Annotated in this window: 15 protein-coding genes and 2 pseudogenes; 9 read left to right on the forward strand and 8 right to left on the reverse strand. The window is 57.2% G+C overall.

The window, feature by feature from the left end:
• Positions 1-71: 71 nt before the first annotated feature.
• A complete protein-coding gene (locus DFO48_RS23355; RefSeq protein ID WP_158545689.1) occupies positions 72-5,909 on the forward strand; it encodes a pilus assembly protein in 5,838 nt (1,945 codons plus the stop codon).
• A gap of 68 nt (positions 5,910-5,977) precedes the next feature.
• Here the strand turns inward: DFO48_RS23355 and DFO48_RS23360 are convergent, their stop codons facing one another.
• Positions 5,978-6,184, reverse strand: a complete 207-nt coding sequence (locus DFO48_RS23360) for a hypothetical protein (RefSeq protein WP_114864928.1) — start codon at positions 6,182-6,184, stop codon at positions 5,978-5,980.
• Here DFO48_RS23360 and DFO48_RS25915 point away from each other — a divergent pair.
• Positions 6,153-6,314: pseudogene (locus DFO48_RS25915) on the forward strand (MFS transporter); the annotation flags it as partial. The gene DFO48_RS23360 and the pseudogene DFO48_RS25915 sit on opposite strands and share 32 nt — an antisense overlap.
• Here DFO48_RS25915 and DFO48_RS25515 read toward each other — a convergent pair.
• Complete coding sequence (locus DFO48_RS25515; RefSeq protein WP_199407046.1) at positions 6,308-6,718, reverse strand: hypothetical protein; 411 nt, start codon at positions 6,716-6,718, stop codon at positions 6,308-6,310. The pseudogene DFO48_RS25915 and the gene DFO48_RS25515 overlap by 7 nt on opposite strands.
• Before the next feature lie 86 nt (positions 6,719-6,804).
• Here DFO48_RS25515 and DFO48_RS23375 point away from each other — a divergent pair, with 86 nt between their 5' ends.
• The gene (locus tag DFO48_RS23375) at positions 6,805-7,302 is read left to right on the forward strand and encodes a hypothetical protein (RefSeq protein WP_114864930.1); all 498 of its coding nucleotides are present in this window, start codon (positions 6,805-6,807) and stop codon (positions 7,300-7,302) included.
• Positions 7,303-7,546: 244 nt separating this feature from the next.
• On the opposite strand, the gene DFO48_RS23380 is transcribed toward DFO48_RS23375, so the two are convergent.
• On the reverse strand, positions 7,547-8,911 hold the full coding sequence (locus DFO48_RS23380; RefSeq protein WP_114864931.1) for an OprD family outer membrane porin: 1,365 nt from the start codon (positions 8,909-8,911) through the stop codon (positions 7,547-7,549).
• Positions 8,912-9,029: 118 nt separating this feature from the next.
• On the opposite strand from DFO48_RS23380, the gene DFO48_RS23385 reads away from it, so the two are divergent.
• Together DFO48_RS23385 and DFO48_RS23390 are read left to right on the forward strand one after the other, a co-directional pair.
• Positions 9,030-10,199, forward strand: a complete 1,170-nt coding sequence (locus DFO48_RS23385) for a DUF1624 domain-containing protein (protein ID WP_114864932.1) — start codon at positions 9,030-9,032, stop codon at positions 10,197-10,199.
• Between the two features lie 68 nt (positions 10,200-10,267).
• Positions 10,268-10,660, forward strand: a complete 393-nt coding sequence (locus tag DFO48_RS23390; protein ID WP_003081454.1) for a Fur family transcriptional regulator — start codon at positions 10,268-10,270, stop codon at positions 10,658-10,660.
• 270 nt (positions 10,661-10,930) lie between these two features.
• Here DFO48_RS23390 and DFO48_RS23395 read toward each other — a convergent pair whose 3' ends face one another.
• Positions 10,931-12,010, reverse strand: a complete 1,080-nt coding sequence (locus tag DFO48_RS23395) for an SDR family oxidoreductase (protein WP_114864933.1) — start codon at positions 12,008-12,010, stop codon at positions 10,931-10,933.
• Between the two features lie 73 nt (positions 12,011-12,083).
• Between DFO48_RS23395 and DFO48_RS23400 the strand changes: the two genes are divergently transcribed.
• Positions 12,084-12,473, forward strand: a complete 390-nt coding sequence (locus tag DFO48_RS23400; RefSeq protein WP_114864934.1) for a MerR family transcriptional regulator — start codon at positions 12,084-12,086, stop codon at positions 12,471-12,473.
• Between the two features lie 580 nt (positions 12,474-13,053).
• On the opposite strand, the gene DFO48_RS23405 is transcribed toward DFO48_RS23400, so the two are convergent.
• Positions 13,054-13,563, reverse strand: coding sequence for an N-acetyltransferase (locus tag DFO48_RS23405; protein ID WP_114864935.1), 510 nt, complete (start codon positions 13,561-13,563; stop codon positions 13,054-13,056).
• Between the two features lie 256 nt (positions 13,564-13,819).
• On the opposite strand from DFO48_RS23405, the pseudogene DFO48_RS23410 reads away from it, so the two are divergent.
• Positions 13,820-14,456, forward strand: a pseudogene (locus tag DFO48_RS23410) (tyrosine-type recombinase/integrase).
• A gap of 286 nt (positions 14,457-14,742) precedes the next feature.
• Here DFO48_RS23410 and DFO48_RS23415 read toward each other — a convergent pair.
• Positions 14,743-16,248, reverse strand: coding sequence for a PLP-dependent aminotransferase family protein (locus DFO48_RS23415; RefSeq protein ID WP_233506508.1), 1,506 nt, complete (start codon positions 16,246-16,248; stop codon positions 14,743-14,745).
• 70 nt (positions 16,249-16,318) lie between these two features.
• Here DFO48_RS23415 and DFO48_RS23420 point away from each other — a divergent pair, with 70 nt between their 5' ends.
• Complete coding sequence (locus DFO48_RS23420) at positions 16,319-17,089, forward strand: arylamine N-acetyltransferase (RefSeq protein WP_114864937.1); 771 nt, start codon at positions 16,319-16,321, stop codon at positions 17,087-17,089.
• 691 nt (positions 17,090-17,780) lie between these two features.
• On the opposite strand, the gene DFO48_RS23430 is transcribed toward DFO48_RS23420, so the two are convergent.
• Positions 17,781-18,104, reverse strand: a complete 324-nt coding sequence (locus DFO48_RS23430; RefSeq protein ID WP_114864938.1) for a DUF1010 domain-containing protein — start codon at positions 18,102-18,104, stop codon at positions 17,781-17,783.
• A 304-nt stretch (positions 18,105-18,408) separates the two neighbouring features.
• The gene (locus DFO48_RS23435) at positions 18,409-19,182 is read right to left on the reverse strand and encodes a helix-turn-helix transcriptional regulator (RefSeq protein WP_003081433.1); all 774 of its coding nucleotides are present in this window, start codon (positions 19,180-19,182) and stop codon (positions 18,409-18,411) included.
• Between the two features lie 26 nt (positions 19,183-19,208).
• Here DFO48_RS23435 and DFO48_RS23440 point away from each other — a divergent pair, with 26 nt between their 5' ends.
• Positions 19,209-20,534 carry an MFS transporter gene (locus DFO48_RS23440; RefSeq protein ID WP_114864939.1) on the forward strand — a complete coding sequence of 442 codons (1,326 nt, stop codon included), beginning with the start codon at positions 19,209-19,211 and terminating at the stop codon, positions 20,532-20,534.
• Positions 20,535-20,838 lie beyond the last annotated feature (304 nt).

The raw sequence follows: 20,838 nt of genomic DNA on the forward strand, positions 1-20,838 counted from the left end.
TGCACCAGAAACTGACATACAGGCTGCGGCCATTCGTAGCAGCGTCGCTGGCAGGGGTCGTCAGTTTGGGCATGCTGGCCTTCGCCGGCCGCATGGCCGTGGCCGACGCCCCGGCCCAGGATGTCGTGCAGATATCGGACACGCCGCTGGGCATCATGGCCGATCAGAACAAGCCGAACGTGATGCTGCTTCTGGATACCTCTGACTCCATGCAGTGGACCCACATGCCCGACGACTGGGAGCCGGACGGCACCACCTACTTTCCCGTTGGCTACAAAAGCGCGCTGTGCAACACGCTGTACTACAACCCGCAAACTACTTATGTGCTGCCCAAGAGGCCTGATGGCCGGGATATGGACACGCCTGCGTTTGAGAACGCCTGGAAGGACGGCTACGACCAGTCTCTGGGCACGGTGAATCTGTCTACGAACTTTCAGGCCTACGACAACGACACCCGCCGCAGGGCGTATATTGAAGATCCCGCCCAGCCAGCCTATTACTTTCGATGGCAAAAGTACCACTCGGTATATATAGCGGAGCCTCAGTTTGAGGAGTCCTCCCAGGTTTCCGGTGTTTGCAACAAGATCGACAGCAAGCAATCGAAATGGAACTCAATGCGCGTGGACGACGGCACACTGCGCGTCGGCGTGCTCAGCGAACGCGTCTGGGGCGGCGGCCCAAACGGACATTGGGTACGCACAGCCATATCATCAGACACCCAAAAGCAAAATTTCGCCATTTGGTATAGCTATTACCGCACGCGCATCAATATGGCCAAGTCGTCGGTCAGCCTGGCTTTTTCCACACTGAACGACAATTTTCGCATCGGCTTTCTGACCGTGGCCAATCCCGGTGCCGGGCCCCACAGCAAGTTTTTACCGGTCGCTGACTTCAACACAGAGGGCAAGCAGCAGTGGCTCGAGGCCATACAGACGGTCAAGACTGGCGGCACCTCGCCCGCCCGCGAGGCACTGGCTCGCGTCGGTCGCTACTATGCAGGCCAAAGCGACAGCATCAATGCCAGCATGACGCCCTTCGTCGACCCTGTGGTCTCGGCCTGCCAGCGCCACTACGCCATTGTCACCACTGATGGGTACTGGAACATCGGGCAAGAGAGCGCAGGGCCTGTGAAGATCGATGGCAAAACCCTGGTCGGCCAGCAGGACGGCCCGCCAGAATCGCTGACCGATGCCGATGGGCTGCGCCCGCGGCCTATTTTCGATGGCTCGGTCAAGGGCACCAAAGACGTACACGATGCCAGCGTCAGCTATGACTCGAAGTCGTGCAGCTTGGGCTGGAAGGTGACGACGCCAGGCGGGGGCACCAAGACCGAGACCATCTACAAAAAGATCGTCAAGAAAGACGTTCTCAAGAAAACCTGGCGTACTGCCACTCTTCGCTGGATGAAGAAAAGCACGAGGACGCTGCGAGAGCACTTCGGAAAAATCGGCGACATGACGGAGCAACTGGAATGGCCCAAGCGCGTCCAGTCCTACTGGTATTCGCAAAAGACAGAGAAGGTCACCCGCAAGCTCTACAGACAATTGATTACCTGGGACTATGTCCGCAAGTCGCAATACCGCTGGAAGTTGACAAGCACCTGGAGTACGCAAACACAGACGCCCTGGGCTTCGGCCCTGGCCATACAGACCCGGCAAAAGCGCTATTTCTATTGGTACAAGAACCCTGCCGTGGGTGAGCAGGACCTCAAGACCACGGACAAAGCGGTATGCGATCAATTTCCAGGCGGCTGCAGGCTGGAGGGCAGCGACCAGGGGAGCGTGGTGCAGTTCTGCTCTGCCGGTATGGACGGATTCTTCTTGGTCGAGTGCGAAACCTTGTCCGTACCCGTCATCGCAAAGGATTTTTGTGACAGACATGGCCAGTATGTGGAGGGATGGGGGCTCATCCAATGTGACGGTACTACCTCGGTCGCACCTTATTCCGGGCCTGTTGCCGCTTGCGGGGCCATTCACCCGGATCTGCGGGACAAAATCCTGGCTGCATCGCAAGGGCATGCCAATCCTCTTTCAATGGTGCAGTTCTCCAACTGCAACGCGAAGCACAAGGAAGAGAAATTCGTCACAGCCGACGAATGCAAATCGGTTCAACCCAGCAAGGACAATGGATTCAAGACGACCAATTGCAGAAAAGAGGAGTACACATCGGTCACGGACAATAGCTGCCAGATTACGACGACCCCCGTGCTGGATGCATCCAACAACAACCTGTATTACGAATGCAAGAAGTATGCTGGTCAGGAGTGGACTCCAGTCTGTACCCCGGGTCCCTTGGACGATAAACCGGGGCGCATGAATACCCAGTGCGGGAGCCGTGGGGACCCGGACCCTCTGCACACCGCGAATGTTGCACCGATGTTTTGCAAAGACGGCAACATTTTGAATGGATATTTCTGGGAATGCACGCCCTTGCCGATCACTTGGAGCGGTCCGGTTGAGAAGAGCCCTTCCACCAATACCTGCCGGGAAGTTCCTTCGGAGGGGCTGTCCTGTGAGAAAAGAAACAGTATCTGGCGGCCTGCGCAGACCTGTTCGGATGAGGTTCCCTCGGCAAGCAATGGCTGGATCGGCCGCGAGTGCAAAAACAGAGGCGACGTCACAGACCCGCCATCATGCAAGCCAGAGCCAGGCAAGGAGGGCATTGTGCCGCCGGCGAGCCGTCCCAAGGCTCCAGGCACCTGCACACCGCAGGACGCCACGGCAGAAAATGGCTGTATTGTCAGCTGGTGCACTATTGATGCCCCCGATCCGACTGACGTTGCAACGAATCGGTGCGCTGCCAGCCTCCCTTCGGCGGCCAATGGTTGGACGCAGACTACATGTACCACAGCCTCCGAGCCAGGCAAATCCGTGCCTTCCTGCTCGGGATCATTGATAGACGGCTTCAAGCAAATTACCGACTGTATAGACAAATCCGAAGCCACGGACATGGCCTACGGCACCTGCGAATCCTCGCTGGATGGGGGCGGGAATCCAACGCAAGCCAATGGCTGGACCACCAGCAGTTGCAGCAAGGTCGATGAAGGGGCAGGCGGCGGACTGACCTACCTGCAGTCCGAAGCGGACTTTGCGGCTTGCGAGGCCAGCAAGAGCAAGGCTGCCAATGGTGTCGAAATCCAGTGCATCAAGGACGGCCCCCACACCGTCACAGTGCTCCAGGGTGAAGCCTGTATCCCAGGCTACAACGCGAGCACGAAAAAGGTGACGGACTGCTCAGGCGTGGGCCAGTCCACAAGCGAAATCGTGGCCGACGAACCTGCCAATTGCTCTGCGCCGGCCTGCGTGGAAGCCTTGGGCAGGCAGAAGACCTACGCGGGCAGCTATTGGACCGACAAGAAGGTGATGACCGGCACGGTCGAGACGGAAACGACGACAGGTAAAAAAAATTACTTCGACGGTGACCTGGAGTCCCCTCCAAGATGCTATGCCCCTGAGGAATGGGCGGCGCTGCTTCCGCTTGAACAACCCCCGGGAGGGCGGCCGCAGCCAGGAACGCCCCCATGGACAAAGCTTCCCGCGACCCACACGGCCTGCGGCAAGCTGCCCTGCGAAGTGTTGAATATGCAAGACGCCCGAGGAGGAAGCACCAACTCGCTGGCCGACGTGGCCCAGTATTACTATGCGACCGACCTTCGCCCTGACAGCGACAATGTGGTGAAGCCCGCAGGTAACGGAGCGGAGGATGACAAGGCTGCTTGGCAGCACATGAGCACCTATGTGATTGGCATGGGCGTTTCGGGGAACCTCAAGTACGACAAGAACTACAAGAATGGTGCGGGCGATTTTGCCGACCTGCGCACGGGCAAGAAGACCTGGCCGATCTGGCCCATTGAGGGCACGACGAACTACGATCAACGGCAATCCATCGATGATTTCTGGCATACCGCCGTGAATGGCCGGGGCCTGTACTTCAGCGCCAATGATCCCAAAGCCATCGAGGCCGGCCTGAGCGAGGTGTTTACAGACATCCGCGCAGCCACGGGTTCGGGGGCCGGCGTGGCGGTGTCCTCTGCGCTGGTAAGTGCCGACAGCCACTACGCCTACGGCGCCACTTACAAGACCGGCCGATGGTCTGGCGACCTGCTGGCCTACAAGATCGATCCGCAATCGGGCCAGCGCACACAGATTGATGGCTGGTCGGCACGGGCCAGGCTCGATGCCCGTGATCAGGCCAGCGACCCCCGCACGATCTACTTCATGGACGGCAGCAAGACGCGAAAGCCTTTCACATGGAGCGAGCTGGGCAGCCTGCAAAGCAACTTTAGCGGCACCCATGCCTCAAGCCGTCTGGCACAGTACGACCAGATGTCGACCACGCAAAAGGAGGCCGCCCTGGGCCAGAATCTGGTGAACTTCATCCGTGGCGACCAGAGCAAGGAGGGCTTCACCAAGGACCAGAGCGGCAGGCTGTACCGAACGCGCGAGAGCAGGCTGGGCGACATCATCGGCTCGCAGCCGCTGTATGTGGGGGAGCCACTGCGCAAGTACCGGGATGCAGGCCATAGCGCCTTTCGGCTGGCCCAGCGCGGCCGCACGCCGATGGTGTATGTGGGCGGTAACGATGGCATGCTGCATGCCTTCTATGCCGAGGTGGACCCGCGTGCTTCCGGCATCGAAGGCAGCAAGCAGGTGCAGACGGCTGCACGTGAGGCCTGGGCCTTTGTGCCGACGACCGTGATGCCGGAGCTGCCCAGACTGGCCAGCGTCAGCTATGAAGGCGGTCACCGCTACTTTGTGGACGGCTCTGCGGTGACGGCCGACATCCAGGCCGGCGGCACCTGGAAAACCATCCTGGTGGGCGGATTCAACAAGGGCGGCAAGGGCTACTATGCGCTGGATATCACCAACCCGCAGGACCCCAAGCCGCTATGGGAAGTCAACAGCACGAGCATCTCCACCATGGGCCATAGCTTTGGGCGGCCACTGGTGTCCAAGCTGCCCGACGGCCGCTGGGCAGTGTTCCTGACCTCTGGCTACAACAATTCGGATAACAAGGGGTATCTCTATGTGCTTGATGCCAACGACGGCAGCATCATCCACACGATTGCCACGGCAGGCAGCGGCCTGAGGGAGATCAACAACTTCGTGCGCAACCCGGCCACCGACAATACGACGCAGCTGCTGTATGGCGGCGATCTGGAAGGCAATGTCTGGCGCTTCGAGTTCAATAAGGACGGCTCAGCCAAGAGCGCGAAGAAGGTCGTTCAACTGGTGGACGAAAGCAGCAATCCCCAGCCCATTACCACGCGTATGGAACTGGTGCCCACTTCTGCGGCGACCGAGAGGCCGCGCATCCTGGTGGGAACCGGCAGGCTGTTTGGTTCATACGATCTTGCAGACAAGAGTACGCAAAGCGTCTATGGCTTCGATGACAGCATGGATGGCATGTCGGGGGAGTCGCTGCGCAGCCGGCTCAATCAGATGCTGCTGGAGCCCAGTACCGGAGCGGGCGGCCAGCGCACGCGCACGATAAGGTGCTTGGGCAGTTCGACGGACTGCAAGGATGATGCCAAGGGCTGGTACGTAGATTTGCCCGACTCAGGTGAGCGCGTGAATATCGACATGCGCTTAGCCAACACAACCCTGGTCATCGCCAGCAATGTGCCTTCACCCGATGTGTGCCTGGCAGGCGGCTATGGCTGGATCAATTACCTGAACTTCAACACTGGTCAGGCCGTGATCCAAGGGCCGGATGGCAAGGGCGATGTATCGATCATTGTGGACGGCTCAACGATCTCGGGACATGCCACCACTACCACCGGCGATGGCAAGGCAACCGATCACATATCGACGACGGGCAACAGGGACAGGCCTTTGGACATTGACATTCCCTATGCTTCACCCAAGCCGCTGGGTAGACGCATTAGCTGGCGTGAACTGGTGAAATAAGCATGAGGGGGCCTCTGCAAAACCTCGTTTTCTGGAAATTCAATCCAATCCAATCCAATTCAATGCAATCAATAGGTTGTGATGGATTGGTGCATGAAAACAGGGGAGTGCAGATCCTCCTTGGAGTGGCTGACACCACCGAGCCACGAAATGTGCGCAGATAAATGCGCACAGGTAAATGCGCGCAGATGACTGGGCTTGAGCCTGAGCAAGTCTTCGATGTGAACTGCATAGGCCGCAGGCTTCCTGATCTTCCTGCCGGGCTCGGTCATCATGGCGGTGCTCTACTCTCAGCTGTCGGATTCCGTGGCCATGCTCCGGGCCGGAGCGCTCGTGGGCCTGTTCGTCAACGGCATGATGGGCGGCTATGGCGCCATGATGCGCGAAGCCTGGCCACTTCAGTCGCCATCGCAGACAAGCTTTCGCGCAGGGGAGCTTGACTGTATGAGTGCGAGGAGCGAAGTGATGGCGTGAAGCACTTCGAGCTTTTCGACTTTGCGCCAGTTTTCAGTCTCGACGCAAACGCTCCCGCCCTGCCAGCCAACGAGAACCAGCCAGGAATCGGGCTTATGCGCGACATCCTGCATTGCTTGCTCAAGCTCGGTGCGAAGGCGATGCAGCTGATACCCTTCGATGACACCGCCACCGTAAAGATCAATCAACTCGCCTTTGTGGCGTTCGAGGTTTGCTGATTCAAAGTAGCGGTAAAGGAACCAGTAGCAGCCGTCGTCATTGAAGGTGACCGGCGATATATCACTGCAAGGCGCCTGGAGGTTGGCATGATCGGCCAGGTACAAGGAGAGGGACATGGCGTGTCTGATGTGCCAGATAAGCCAACTGCAGAATGCGGGTCGGCTTGACTGAAAGGTTACCCTAGGGCGATATGAGAGGCGCAATGAAGCTCAGTTTGATGGCACTTTCAATTGTGGCTGCGCTCCTGCTTGCAACCCGAGGCTGTGCAGGCCTCAACAGCTACTGGTACGAAGGCTACCTGCCTCAGGCGATTGAGGTTGAAGAGCTACTGTTTATAGAAGACAGTGGCGGATTGAGAGAAGGTTGCGGAGCAGCTATCTACAAAATGGATGGGCCATCGCTGGAACACATTCGCACGAATGGGCTTGATGCTTTAAGAGACGCCAAGCAGGCCAGGCGGCATAAAGCGCGTGAATACAGTGACTGGAAGGAAACACCCTACATCGAGCCGAAGGACGAAGTGGTTCGAAACGGCTGGCTGACCGGTATGAACGAGGGGTGCTCGGATATTCCCTCCGAAATGGAGCGCGGTATCAATGAGGCGTTGAGAGAACCCGGCTCCTTTTATGCAACTGGGCATGAGTCTGGCCTGATCGTCATTCCCAAGCGTGGGTGGATCATCTTCTCTCATTTCGGATGAAGATCGCTTGCGACCCCTTCGGTTGCATGTCCCTCCTCACCGCCATCCGATATTCGATACCTGTGCTGAGCGTCCGTTTTGCATGCCTGTGGCGACGGGCTGTGGCCGGGGCCTCCATTTCACCCATGCCTCCGAAAGCGGTCGGCCTTGAACTTTCCCCATCGGCCGCTTCATGCCAGGTATCGGAAGAAGACGGGGCCGCAATGAATCACTGATTGCAGCCCATCAGGCAGTTCGTTCAGGTTTACAGGATTTTGAATGGAAGCTCCGCTTGTAGTCGAAGCTGATTCATATTGGCTTCACCTTGCGCTTTATTCGTTCGATGCACTCCGTAGCGCAACTGCAAGCTCAGATTCTTTGCCGCCCCATGTTGCACCGTGTATCGAACCTGAATGTCTCGCTCCCAGTGTTTGCCGCTGGCTGCCGAATAGCCGAGGTAGCTGGCATACACTGCGTTGAGACGGCTGTTGTCGATACCGGAGCCTCTGGTGTAGGCCACGCCTGCGCTCAATCCAGGGGTTGCAATGGAGCTCAGGTCCACGTCGTACCTGAGCTGCCACGAGGCTTCGCGCGGACCGTTGAAGTCGGACAGCTGCATCGCGTTTTCCAGCCAGATGGAGCCGCGATTCACATAGTCAAACGGGTTGTTCCCGCTGACCTTCTGGTGGCCGAGACCGAATTTGTGGGCACCTATGGCGTAGCTGCTCATCAAGCTCCAGGTGGTGGTGTCGATGACGCCGGACTTTGCCCTGCCGGTGTCGGTGCTGCGATAGATATTCAGATTGAACGACAGTGAACGCTTATCTGGCAGAGGAAGCTTGTAGAAACTTCCCAAATACGCGGTGTTCCAGTTGTCCGCGTATTGCCCGTAGTAGCTGCTGAGCGTGAGGTTGGTGATGGGCGTGACCCATGTACCGCCTATAAAGCTGAAGGAGCTGCCGGTCACGCCCGAGTAGTTGGCCTGCAGATCGGCGCCGTTCTTGCGGGCGTTGCGGTCAGCCCAGCCGGTAAAGCGTCCGGCTTGCAGTGTGAGCGCAGGGATGTCTGTGCTGATGACTTGCCAGCCTCGATTGCTTTCAGGCAGCAATCGAGTATCGGACGAACTGAAGAGCGGGGACCTGGTCCGCATCTCGCCCACCTTCAGTTCGGTGGCTGACATTCGAATTTTCAGCGCAGCGCCGGCGCGCCCAAAACGATCGGCAATCTCTTGTCCATCCCTGGCCACGTAGCGAGGTGTTGCGCGTGCATGGTTCGCTTCGGTGCCTAGATTGAGGGCGCCATAGGCATGCGCATCAAGCCCCACTCCAACAAGGCCCCGTGTGTAGCCTGATTCGTAATTGAGCATGAGCCCGTAGGCCGATTCGCGAGCAAGGGTTTGGCCTCTTTGCCCACTTGCGGCGCGAAAGCTGCTGCCATTTTGATAGTCGAGTTGCTCTGAAAGCATGCGGTTTTGCATGATGAGAGAACTGCCCTCGGCAAAGCCTTTGGCCTCTTCCTGTCCAATAGCGAAGGCTTTGCCACCGGCCAGGAGGAGGGCCGCGACGATTGCAGGGCAGCAGAGGGTGGGGCGGGAGGTCACGGTAGATTTTTCAGGGAAGGCAGCGTGCATGTGCTCTTGCGTTCTTGGACACATGGTTTGCTTGCTTGAAGGGAAGAGCTGGAACCACGTGCGGGTAAGCATAGAATTGGTATGATAGTGATAATTCAATATCAATAGAGCAAACAGCTTGTCACCTTCTCCGTCTTCGCTAGCGAGTGCTGGCCGTCTGCAATCGATCGATGCGCTGCGTGGTCTTGTCATGCTGTTCATGCTGCTTGACCATGTCCGTGAAACCTTTTACCTGCATCTGCAAGTACCGGACCCGATGGTGGTGGCGGAGACTTCGCCCGGCCTGTTCTTTCCGCGCATGCTGGCCCATCTGTGTGCGCCAGTGTTTGTGTTTCTGACAGGCTTGGGGGCATATCTGTATGCCAGCCGCCATGCCGAGGCGGATCAGGCGAGTGCCGCGTCAGGCTTCCTGTGGCGGCGCGGCCTGTTCTTGGTGCTGCTGGAGGTGACGGTAGTCAACTTCGCCTGGACTTTTCAATTTCCCCCCGCCAGGATCTTCCTGCAAGTGATCTGGGCCATTGGTCTTTCCATGCTGGCGCTGTCGGTGCTGGTGTGGCTGCCACGCAAGGCTTTGCTGCTGTTGGGCCTGGTGCTGGTAGCAGGGCACAACCTGTTCGATAGCCTGCATTTCCCGCCGGATCACGTGATGCATATCCCCTGGGCAATCCTGCATGACCGTGGTTGGCTGGAGCTGGCGGGCTTGCAACTGCGCACGTCCTATCCTGTGCTGCCCTGGATTGGCGTGATCGCCCTGGGCTACGGCATTGGACCGTGGTTTGGCAAAGCCTGTGACTCGACGCAGCGCAGGCACCATCTGCTCGTTGCAGGCGTGAGCTGCCTGCTGGGCTTTGCTCTGCTGCGCACGCTGAACGTGTATGGCGATGCACCTTGGCTGGCCGGTGCGGATGCGCTGCGGACGGTCATGTCCTGGTTCAACGTCACCAAGTATCCGCCTTCACTGTTGTTCCTGCTATTGACGCTCGGCATCGGATTGCTGCTGCTCAGAGCGTTCGAGAAAGCCACCGGTCGCCGCTGGCTGCAGCTTCTGGCCACGCTGGGCGCCGCGCCCATGTTCTTTTATGTGCTGCATCTGTACGTGCTCAAGTTCATGTATCTGGGTGCAATGGCGGTCTGGGGGACCAACCAGGGACAACTGTTCGGGCTGAGCAGTTTTCTTTGGCTATGGGTGATCTCGGCGCTGCTGGCCGTGGCCTTGTATCCCGCCGTTCGCTGGTTTGCTGCACTCAAGCAGCGTCGACGCGACATCACCTGGCTCAAGTACCTGTAGGGGCCGGTCAAGGGGCGAGCCAGGGCACAATATTGCCTCCCTCGCTTCCATGACATAGCCTCGCCACAATGACCCCCTCCAAGCAACGATCCACGAAGCAGCGCGCGGCTATTGAGCAGGCCATGACGAAGGCCGGCAGGCCGCTTGCGCCACAGGAGGTGCTGGAGCTGGCGCAGGCAACGCTACCTGGGCTGGGGATTGCGACCGTGTACCGGGCTCTCAAAGCGATGGCTGAAGAGGGTTTTCTTCATGAGGTCCACTTGCCTGAGCGCACGCCCATGTATGAGGTAGCTCACCACGGCCACCACCACCATTTCCAGTGCACCGTCTGTCAGCGGGTTTTCGATGTACATGCTTGTCCCGGCGACCTGGCGGGCTTGGCACCACCTGGTTTTCTGGTCGATAGCCATGAAATTACGCTGTATGGCCGCTGTCGTGAATGCGCATCCACCTTGTCGTGAGTGTGCGTCCCATTTGCCGCGGCGATGACCTCTCTTGCCGGTAGCCGTCTTGTCGGCCGGCCTTGAATACCGATTCCATCCCAGAGCGGCCATGCAATCTGTTGCCATGTCCGACATCAACTGGATGACTGCTTTTGCGTGTGTCGAAATAGTGCAGCAGACCCTTGCGGACATTTGCAAGCGCACATCTGCAGCATGCCCGAGACCGCGCTGTCCTGCTGCGTACGATCACTTTGGATCTTGACGTTGTTTGGAGCCCCAAGGAATAAGTCAGGCTGCCCTGTGCTTGGCTACCCAATATGAGTTGACGAACATTGCAGTGTGCTGCAAAGACTGGCGTATATCCGGTTTGGCTATTCCATGCCTGTTGGCAAATTGCTCGACTGCTGCCGTATCAAAGCGAGTGGTCTGGATAAAGTCCAAGGCTTCAGCGTTCGTATTCAAGAGGCGTGCGATGGGAGGAATACTCAGCAGCAACTTCAGCAATCGCAGTGAAATGTGATGCCTGGGAGGCTGCAGGCCCATGGGGTGTGCCACCTGTCCCAGGAGCTCCCGCAAGTTGGGACTTTGGCCATCAAGCGCCAGCAGTTCCTTGCCCACCATGGCAGGATCGAAAGCACAAGCCGCCACCAACTCGACCAGGTAATCCACGGTGACCAGTGGCAGCCAATGCTCGGCGGTACCGGGCACTGCAGCTAGCTTTCCCTGCGCAAGATTGCGTATCAGCGCCACCAGCGGCTGACCGTCAAGGATATGTCCCGTGCGGCTGTGGCCACAAACCGTTGCGGGGTGAACTACGGTAGCTTCCCCGCCCTGGGCGGACATGAGCTGCAGAGTCGCAAAGTGCGCCTCCAGCTTGCTCGCCTCGTAAGCACCGACGCGCCGGTAGACGGCAGGCCAATTCGTCAGCTCCGGATGACGAGGATCAATTCCGATGCGCAGCAGATGTTCATGATTTTTCAGCATGTAGCCGCCGATCATCACCAAGCGGCTCTTTTGCCCAGCCGCCAACAGCGCCACGCGCTTTGCCCCTTCTACATTGACCGCACGAGAATGCTCCAATGAAAGCCCCCAAGCGAAGTGGGCACCCAGGTGGAATACGACTCTGGACTGCTTTAGCACTGCCTGGTCGGCAGGGCTCAGCCCGAGGTTGTCCCGCTCCAGGTCGCCAGCAATGGCAAATATCCGGGTTGCAGTCCCTCCCAGATTGTCGACTTGCTCTCGCAGTGCAGCCAGTCGCTCGGGGCGACGCATCAACACCCGGACGGTGTGACCCTTGGCACTCAGGTTCGCCAGCAAATGTTGACCGATGAAGCCGGTCCCTCCCGTGACAAAGCACTCCACGCTCATTCTCCTGCTCCTTGGTTGGGTGAGAAATCAAATGTAGAGTGTCGACCTAACTCTATAGTCAAGCGGTATTTTCATGAGAATCGGCGAACTTGAGACCCGCAGCGGCGCCAGCCGCCATACTTTGCGTTACTACGAGCAAATCGGCCTGATCTCGCCAACGCGACGAACCAACAACTATCGCGTCTACACTGCGCAAACTCTGCAGGATCTGAACTTCATCCAGCGCGCGCAAAGCATGGGTTTTTCGCTGGGGGAAATAGGCCAGATTCTGAATGCACAGCGGAACAAGACGATCGATTGTGCTGACGGCGCCAAGCTCATTGAAAAGAAGATGGCGGAGATCAGACAGAAAATCGCCGACCTCAAAAGCATTTATCGCTATCTGGATGAAGAGCGTGCAAACCTCGAAGCCAGCGCTGCCAGACAACTTGAGCTGCAGCAACTGGCCAAGGCTTCGAGCTGAGCTGTCGGTATCCAGGAACGGCAGCTGCCGTAGGCTTCCGGTTTCAAGCCCCGCTCAAGTATTTTCTAGATCCTTGCGGCCAGACCCTGTCTGGTTCAGTGCAGGCTTGTGCGTCCTCTCTGTTAGCAAGTTCTGCCAAGCAGACCTGAGGCGACAGCACGCGAGGGTCTGCGATGGGGCGATCTGCGACTGTCGGTCCGGCCAGAAGCCGTCGGTCACCACCTTTGCGTAACGGGCTGCTGCAGGCTGTGAGCGGTCTGTCGCCGAATGGCAGACTCAATGGGGCAGCGCCACAAACCTGAGGTATCCGTTAGCGGTCGTTCGCGTCGGCCAGCAGTCGACCCATTGCTGTTGTTCGTGCTTCGTCAACAGGTGTCTGTTGTGCAGCGATTGCTGCTGCTCGTTGCCGCATCGCAACCTTTCGGTTACCGCTGCATAACAGCCATCCGAGCATCGACGCTGGCGACTGTCCAACGACATGTTTCAGGGGAACTGCGGACAGTGACCATTAAGTGCAGGCCGATGGTTGCTGGATGTCCGCTGTCACGTCGTGCGAACAGGAGCTTGCGACCCTAAGCAGTCATGCGCTAGCGCCCAGTTCCAGCACCATGGTTTGTGCCATAAGGCCCGAGCCTTCACGTAAAGGCTCAGCATTTCCGACAGAGAGAAAGCCTTGTGACGTATATAACTTAAAGGCTGGGGAGTCAGCGACGGTTACGCCCAATTGAACGTGTCGCGCACCATTCTTTCTTGCCCATGTAAGCGCTTCCGTGAGCAAGGAACGTCCAACACCCAAACCGCGGGCTGCAGGATCGACCCACATCTGGTACAGACAAGCAACATTTGATTCCTTTTCAGAAATCTGAGCCCATATCAATCCGTGAGCCTGTTCGCCACTGACTGCGAAAAACACCTCGTTACTGGGTGATTTTGCAGCCGCAGCAATGCGTATGGACCAGCTTTCGTCGGTCAATAAGATTTCACGCTCCCAAGTACTGCCGAAGGCGTCGGGAGAATCCTTTAAAGCGCGCAGGCGAATATCACGGTACTTCTGCCATTCGTGGGCAGCTATTGGTCGAATAGAAATCAAGGCTTGCTTTCTGACTGTAGCTATCTAACGAGGCCGCATTTACCAATGTTTTCATGAGCCAGTTCGGGCACATGGAAACCGTCGAATCGACAATACTTTAATCTGTCCCAAAGGCTGCTTTTGGCCGAGATGTTGAGTTCATGGCTATGCCAGGAAGCTGACAGTCATAAGGCTATGGCAGCCGAGCATCACTAGTCGCTCAGGCGAGTCGAAGCCCGCGCATCCTGTGTGCCCCTCAACTCGATGGGAGACCATCATGGGATCTACAGGTAATACCGCTTATCGCGAGCCGTGGAACAAGGGCAAGATCGTCGGGCAGAAGGCTCCGTTCAAGCTCAAGGACATCTGGGCGCTGCGCGTAAGGCTCCAGATGGAAGGCCGGGTGCGCGAGCTTGCTCTCTTCAACTTAGGCATCGATAGCAAGCTGCGAGGATGCGACCTCGTCGCCCTCAAGGTTTGGGATGTATGCCACGGCGACCAGGTGGCATCGCGCGCGGTCGTCATGCAGCACAAGACTCAGCGTCCAGTGCAGTTCGAGATCACGCAGGCTGCCCGTGACGCCTTGCAAGCCTGGATCAAGCTAGCTGGGCTGAAATCAGAGGACTTCTTGTTTCCGAGCAGACTACACAAATCTCCACATCTAGGGACACGGCAGTACGCCCGAATCCTCGGTCACTGGGTTGACGAGCCAGGCCTGGACCGCATGGAGTACGGGACACACTGCGATGCGCAGGACCAAGGCGGCACTGATCTACCGCCGCACCAAGAACCTGCGCGCTGTGCAGTTACTGCTCGGCCACTCTAAGCTGGAGTCGACAGTGAGGTACTTGGGCATTGAGGTCGACGATGCCCTCGAGATCTCTGAACAGACGGAGATTTGCTGTTGCCGCTGACGGCCACACCGGAAACTGCGGCCGGGTGGCCGTCTTCAACGGCTGCAATGCGGCGCTGGGCCAAACTGGTACTTTCGGCCAGGAGCAGTCGTTTAAATTTGACTCCAAGCTCAAGTACTACTCAAATATGGAGCGATGTCGCCTGTGCTTGGCTTAAGCCATCAGGAGCTGGAACTCCGTTAGTTGCTCACAAAGCTAGTCTGCATCTGCTGGAGCAAACGCGTTATCCAAATCCTCATGGTGAAAGGCTGTAAACGGTGAGTCATAGAACTAAGACATCACAGACTCAATCAATGCTTTGAGCCTGTCGCATCAGCTCACAGCATATCTCCCCAATCTGCCCAACAGCCCCCAAAAGCCGAGGTGTGGGATCGTTGGCACAATTTAGACGAAGATAGTTGGGCAGATCAGCCTGCGGCGTAAACAGTTGACCGGGGCTGACGCCTATGCCCAACGCCAACGCGCGTCGGTATACCTCCATCGCATGGATCTGGAGCGGCAGCTCCACCCAAAGCAAAAAACCTTGGCTGGGAGTTGTCACTCTGACACCTGCGGGAAAGCTAGCCTCCACCCGCGCCATGACGGCCTGAACCGCGGCATGAATGCGAGATTTCAAGCGCCGTAAATGCCTGTCATAGTCACCACTCCCCAATATCTCGCTCAAAGCCGCCTCCAACAGCGGCACGCCTGCCCAGTCCCCAGCCAGCCGCGCTTTCAGCACTTGTTCGTGAAAACGTCCAGGCGCAATCCAGCCAATGCGCCAGCCCGGTGCCAATGTTTTAGAGACAGAGCTGCAATACAGCACGTTGCCGCTGCTATCGAAGGCTTTACAGGCAGGTGGACGCAAAGATTCTCCTGCGAGATCTCCATATACGTCGTCCTCAATCAAAGGTACGCCGGCTTGCTCCAACAAGGCCACCAGTGCACGTTTGTGCTCTACCGGCATGCAGGCTCCTAGCGGGTTCTGTACAGTGGGCGAAGCCAACACCGCTTTAGGTTTGTGCTTTGCCAGAGCTGCTGCCATCGCATCTGGCACCATGCCATAGTGCGGGTCAGTGGAGATTTCTAGAGCTTTCAGGCCCAGGTCTTCCAGCAACAACAATGTGCCGAAATAAGCCGGGCGCTCAATCGCCACTACGTCGCCAGGCTTGCAGACTGCACGCAACGCCAGTCGCACGGCTTGCGTTGCGCCAGCAGTCACCACGACATCTTCCGGGCCAAACTGCCCGCCCCATTGGGAAGCCCGTGCCGCAATCTGGGCACGTAGCTCTGATCGCCCTGGCGGCATGCTGTAGGTCTGCCCATGCCCCTGCAATCGACGCCCCACAGTCTGCAATGCGCGCTGCAATGTCGTAGTTGGCAGCCAGGTGGGATCAGGTAGCGCAGCGCCCAGTGGTATCAATCGCGTGTCAGCACTACTGAACAAGGAGCGTGCCAAGCCTGCCATAGTCACAGGCAAAGGGCGCGAAGCCGGCCAAGAGTTCGTTCTAGGTAACAGGCACAAGGCGCTATTGCTCACTTGAGGCACAAAGTAGCCAGAACGTGGTCGAGCAACAATCAGCCCCTTCGCCTCAAGGCAACGCAGCGCCTCCAGTGCCGTGGGCAGACTAACCTGCTCCCGCTGCGCCAACTTGCGTGCGGAAATCAAGCGGTCGCCGGGACGTAACGCACCAGATGCCAGTGTTTGGCGCAGCGCCTCGGCAATTCGGAGATAGTGCGGCAATGAAGGGGTGGCGAGAACCACTGCGTTTTGCATGGACGTTTCACTCAATCTGTACAGGTAGATTTTCAATCATTCTGCTTATACAGATAGTGCGATTCATGCTCTATCTTTCTGGATGCAATTTCACCAAGGATTTTTCATGCATGCCAGCAATTTCGATCTGCCCACCTACTTACAACGCATTGGCTACACAGGCAATTTCGCTGGTGACACAACCACCCTGCACTCGTTGATGCGCCAGCAGCTATTTACGGTTCCATTTGAAAATCTGGATGTTCAAGCCGGCAAAGTCGTCTCGTTGATACCTGAAGATATCGCCGACAAAATTCTCCAGCAAGGCCGAGGCGGCTACTGCTATGAGGTCAACGGACTGTTTGCAATGGCGTTACAAGCTCTGGGCATTCCCTACCAGTTCGTCGCCGCGCGGCCCATGTTTTATCCGGCACGCAGACCTAGGACCCACATGGCCGTGATTGCCGAGGTCGAAGGTCGGCGCTGGCTGTGCGATCTGGGTTTCGGCAGCTACGGCATCCGAGCACCAATGGATCTGGAGCTTCTGGATATAAATATTGAGCAGGACAGTGACACCTTTCGGCTCACCCGTGACGAGCGCGGTGAATACCTGCTCAAAGCTCAAGTAGATGGTGAGTGGGCCAACCAATACGGCTTTGATCTTTCACCTCAGGAATGGATCGACTTCGTTCCCGCCAACTATCTCAATTCCACGCACCCTGAAGCGATCTTTGTGCAGAAGCTAGTAGTTGTGCAACACCACAGCAGTGGTCGTAACATTTTGCTGGGGGACATGCTTAAGACGATCACAGATGGACGTGCTGAGAAAAGGCAGCTGGATCCGAAAGAGGTTGAAGAGGTACTGCTCAACCAGTTCAGGCTGCCTTCCATTCATTGAGCACTACTGAAAACGAACCTCCACAATGGGTCGTTCCAAGATGGTCGCAAGCGGCCGGTGAGGATGATCGCCCGGCAGGTAGCTTCAGGCTGGTTGTAGCCTCTGAGATTTGGCAAGCCTGTGACCGCTGCCGCCAATACAAGTCGTTGACCTGCTATCTGGCCAGACGTGCGCTGTGCACCTCAAAGCGGAAATTGGCTGGATCGTAGTGCGCCAGACAAGGTGAACGGCAGCTCCCGTAAGCTGCGAACTGGTGGTGACGACCCATTGCAGACATTCGCAATTCATTCGATGCCGAAGGCGGTCGGTTGCAATGACTAGTTAGAGCTTGTGCCATGCGAAAGTCAGAATTCCGCCAGACAGCGCCAACAAAACAACAGCCGGTATGAGCGCAAGTAACCCAACCAACCTGGCCCATTGACTACCGACAACGGCCTCAACTTGGACAGACGGTCTTCTCAACGAGGCGTGGAAAACGCGCCAGCAGAGCGCTGAGCACCCTAGCATGGAGATTGGTAGAACCGCAAAGATCGAGAAAAATAAAAGAGGGAGAGCCTTGCCCAACGTGACAATCGTCAGTACAAAACTCAGCACAATAAACCAAAAGCTGAACCCAATCAGCGTCCCGACTAGTCCTTCGCCAGTACTTTCAACGATCGGAGTCAATTCGGGTTCCATGAACTCCGACTGGTCAGGAGGAGTTGGAACTTGCGCCATGCGAGTTATAACGACTGAGGCAAGTCGACTGCCATCGGCGGATCGACAAGACCGATGGGTTAGACCAAAAGGCCAAAAGAGAACCCCCAGACTTGGCGATGGGCGTAACCCACGGAAAAGCACCGCGCCACCGAGGCTCCGCAAAACTACGAAAACCATAGCTACTAGTGCTTACTGTGAAACGACTAGAGCCTAAAAAGGCTTGAAACTGGCAAAACCTACGCAGGCGCAGCACTAACAAACCCCAAAAACCCAGCGAATAAACACTTGAGAAGGTAAATGGTGTTTGAATATTCATAGGCTTAAATGGACAGAAATTAAAGCGGACTAACTAGTTTTAAGAAGACATACAACAAGCATGTTTAGTTCGCCTAATACTGTATGAGCTTGCAGTTCAACAGGCAAATTAGCTGTTGCCGCCTTAAGACAATCCTAAAATTTTTGATCTCAGTCTTTGGTTAGTACAAAAGTTCAATGACCAAATGACCGCTACTGGCCGAACGGCGACTGTCGCTGTTCGGCACAGAGCCGCCGTTCGCACACATCAATTGCAGTCAGTTAAAAAGGGCGCGCCGAATTGAGGGCTTCGCAGCTTGGCCTTGCTATTGATAGAAGCTGGAGGGCGAGACCCCGAAATGTCGACGGAACATTGCAGCAAACGCGCTGGCACTGCCGTAGCCGCAGTCGAGCGCTACTTCGATGACCTTGTTACCTGCAGCAATCCCGCGCAGCGCGTGAAGCAGCCTAGCCTGCTCACGCCACTGAGCGAACGTCATGCCAGTCTCCTTGGCAAATAGCCGGTGCAATGTTCGCTCTCCCACATGGATTGACGCTGCCCATTCCGCGGCATTCGACGAATCTGAGGGGGTTGCGCTAAGTTGGTCGCAGATGCTGCGAAGCCGCTCATCCTTGGGCATTGGCAGATGAAGCGGAAGGGTCGTTGAGACGCGAATCTCATCAATGAGCAATTCCAGAAGCCGTGCGTCGCGGCCTTTCGGCTCGGTGTGGAACGCAATGCGGACCGCCTCCACGAGCAGTTCGCGCAGCAGGGGTGAGACGTTGATGACGCTGCTCTCATGCGGCAAGGTCGTTACCTTCGCGACATCGATGTACGCCGTGCGCATAAGCACGTCGCCGGCCATCGTGACGGTATGCCGCAGGCCCGTGGTTATCCAGAGCGCGCGATTGGGAGGGACGATCCAAGACCCCGCGTCGGTGTGCACCACCATAACGCCCTCTGTAGCGTAGAGAAGCTGGCCTTTAGGGTGGGAATGCCAACCCGTGGACATACCGACCGGCCACCTGCTCTCCATGACGACGACCGGCCAGGCCAGGCTGTCGTACTGCTTGTGTTTATGGGATGGATGCGTTGCCATGGCAGAAACTCTACAGGTATTGGCAGATGAGCGTGCGACAGCCAATCGGCAAGGACGTAATCTCCAAGTTCAGCCGTCCAACGGCTCAGGTCCAAAGCACTTGCCTCTGTAATTCCATGACCGTCAGAACTGCCACTCTCTCCACATCGGAAGCACCTTGCATCGCGGTGCCCGACGCCAAGCCACAGGGATTCCTTCTCCCTATCGTCGGGGGCGCTGCCTTTGCCCACCTTCTCAACGACATGATCCAGGCCATGCTGCCTTCGATCTTTCCCATGCTCAAACAGAGCTTCTCCTTGAGCTTTGGGCAGATCGGAATCATCGCGCTGGTCTATCAAGTCACGGCGTCGCTGCTCCAGCCCTGGATCGGCCTGTACACAGACAAGCATCCCAAGCCATACCTGCTTCCTTCGGGCATGGGGATGACCTTCATCGGAATCGCGCTCCTGGCTACGGCCAGCAGCTACGAGATGCTGTTGGTTGCGGCAGCGGTGGTGGGCGTCGGCTCTGCTACTTTTCACCCAGAGGCCTCGCGGATTGCAAGGCTGGCGTCGGGTGGCCAGTTTGGAACAGCGCAATCCACTTTTCAGGTAGGTGGTAACACCGGCTCCGCCATCGGCCCCTTGCTGACTGCGGTCATTGTTATCCCGCATGGTCAGCCAGCGGTAGCGTGGTTCATGGTGGTCGCACTGGTAGCGATCTTCGTTCTGTATCGCCTCACAATCTGGGTACGTCATCACGGAACAGCTAAAGCCAAGGTCCTGTCGAAAGGCCATGGCGAGGGGCTGGGCCGCGCTGGCGTGATACGTGCGATTTCCGTTATCTGTGTGCTGATGTTTGCGAAGTTCGTCTACATCGCATCATTCACCAATTACTTCACGTTCTATCTGATCGAGCGCTTTCAGCTCAGCGTGCAGACGAGTCAGCTGTTTCTCTTCATGTTCCTCGCAGCTGTGGCCGCAGGAACCTTCGTAGGCGGACCTGTTGGAGACCGCATTGGCCGCAAGGCTGTCATCTGGATTTCGTTTATTGGCGTCGCCCCGTTCGCTCTTGCGCTGCCTTATGTCGGTCTTGCCGGGACAGCCATCCTCGCCATTGTCATAGGCTTGGTAATGTCATCTGCCTTTGCCGCTCTGGTGGTCTACGCACAGGAGGCCGTACCCGGTCGCGTGGGACTGGTATCTGGACTGATGTTTGGGTTGATGTTCGGCGTCGGTGGAATTGGCGCAGCCGGACTGGGTGAGTTGGCAGACGTACACGGCATTGTGTGGGTCTATGGCGTGACCTCATTTCTGCCGCTCCTTGGCTTCGCCACAGCGTTTCTTCCAGAAACTCAGCGAAAGAAGTTCTAAAACTGCTGCATCGCTATACGCCTATGTCCGCTTCCCGCAAAAGTGCCGAATGGCAGGTTGTGTCCGAAGCTTGAGTTCGGTATGCGCCCTGACAGCAGTCATTCGACCTGTTCTCAGGAAATTGCTCGATAGGCCGCTATCGGCCGCCAGCACGAAATGGTGCTCTCGGCCAAGAGCGGTCGGCCGGCGCTGACTCCCGAGCGACGGCATTTGGCTGAAACCATCCATCAAGTTCTAGCGGTTCGATGACTGCTTATGCCAGCACCAGGGGTTCGATGGAAAGCAGGCTTCAGTCACCGTGTTA

Origin of the sequence: Comamonas sp. AG1104 (genome assembly GCF_003350425.1) — a bacterium.
Classification (GTDB): Bacteria; Pseudomonadota; Gammaproteobacteria; order Burkholderiales; family Burkholderiaceae_C; genus Comamonas; species Comamonas testosteroni.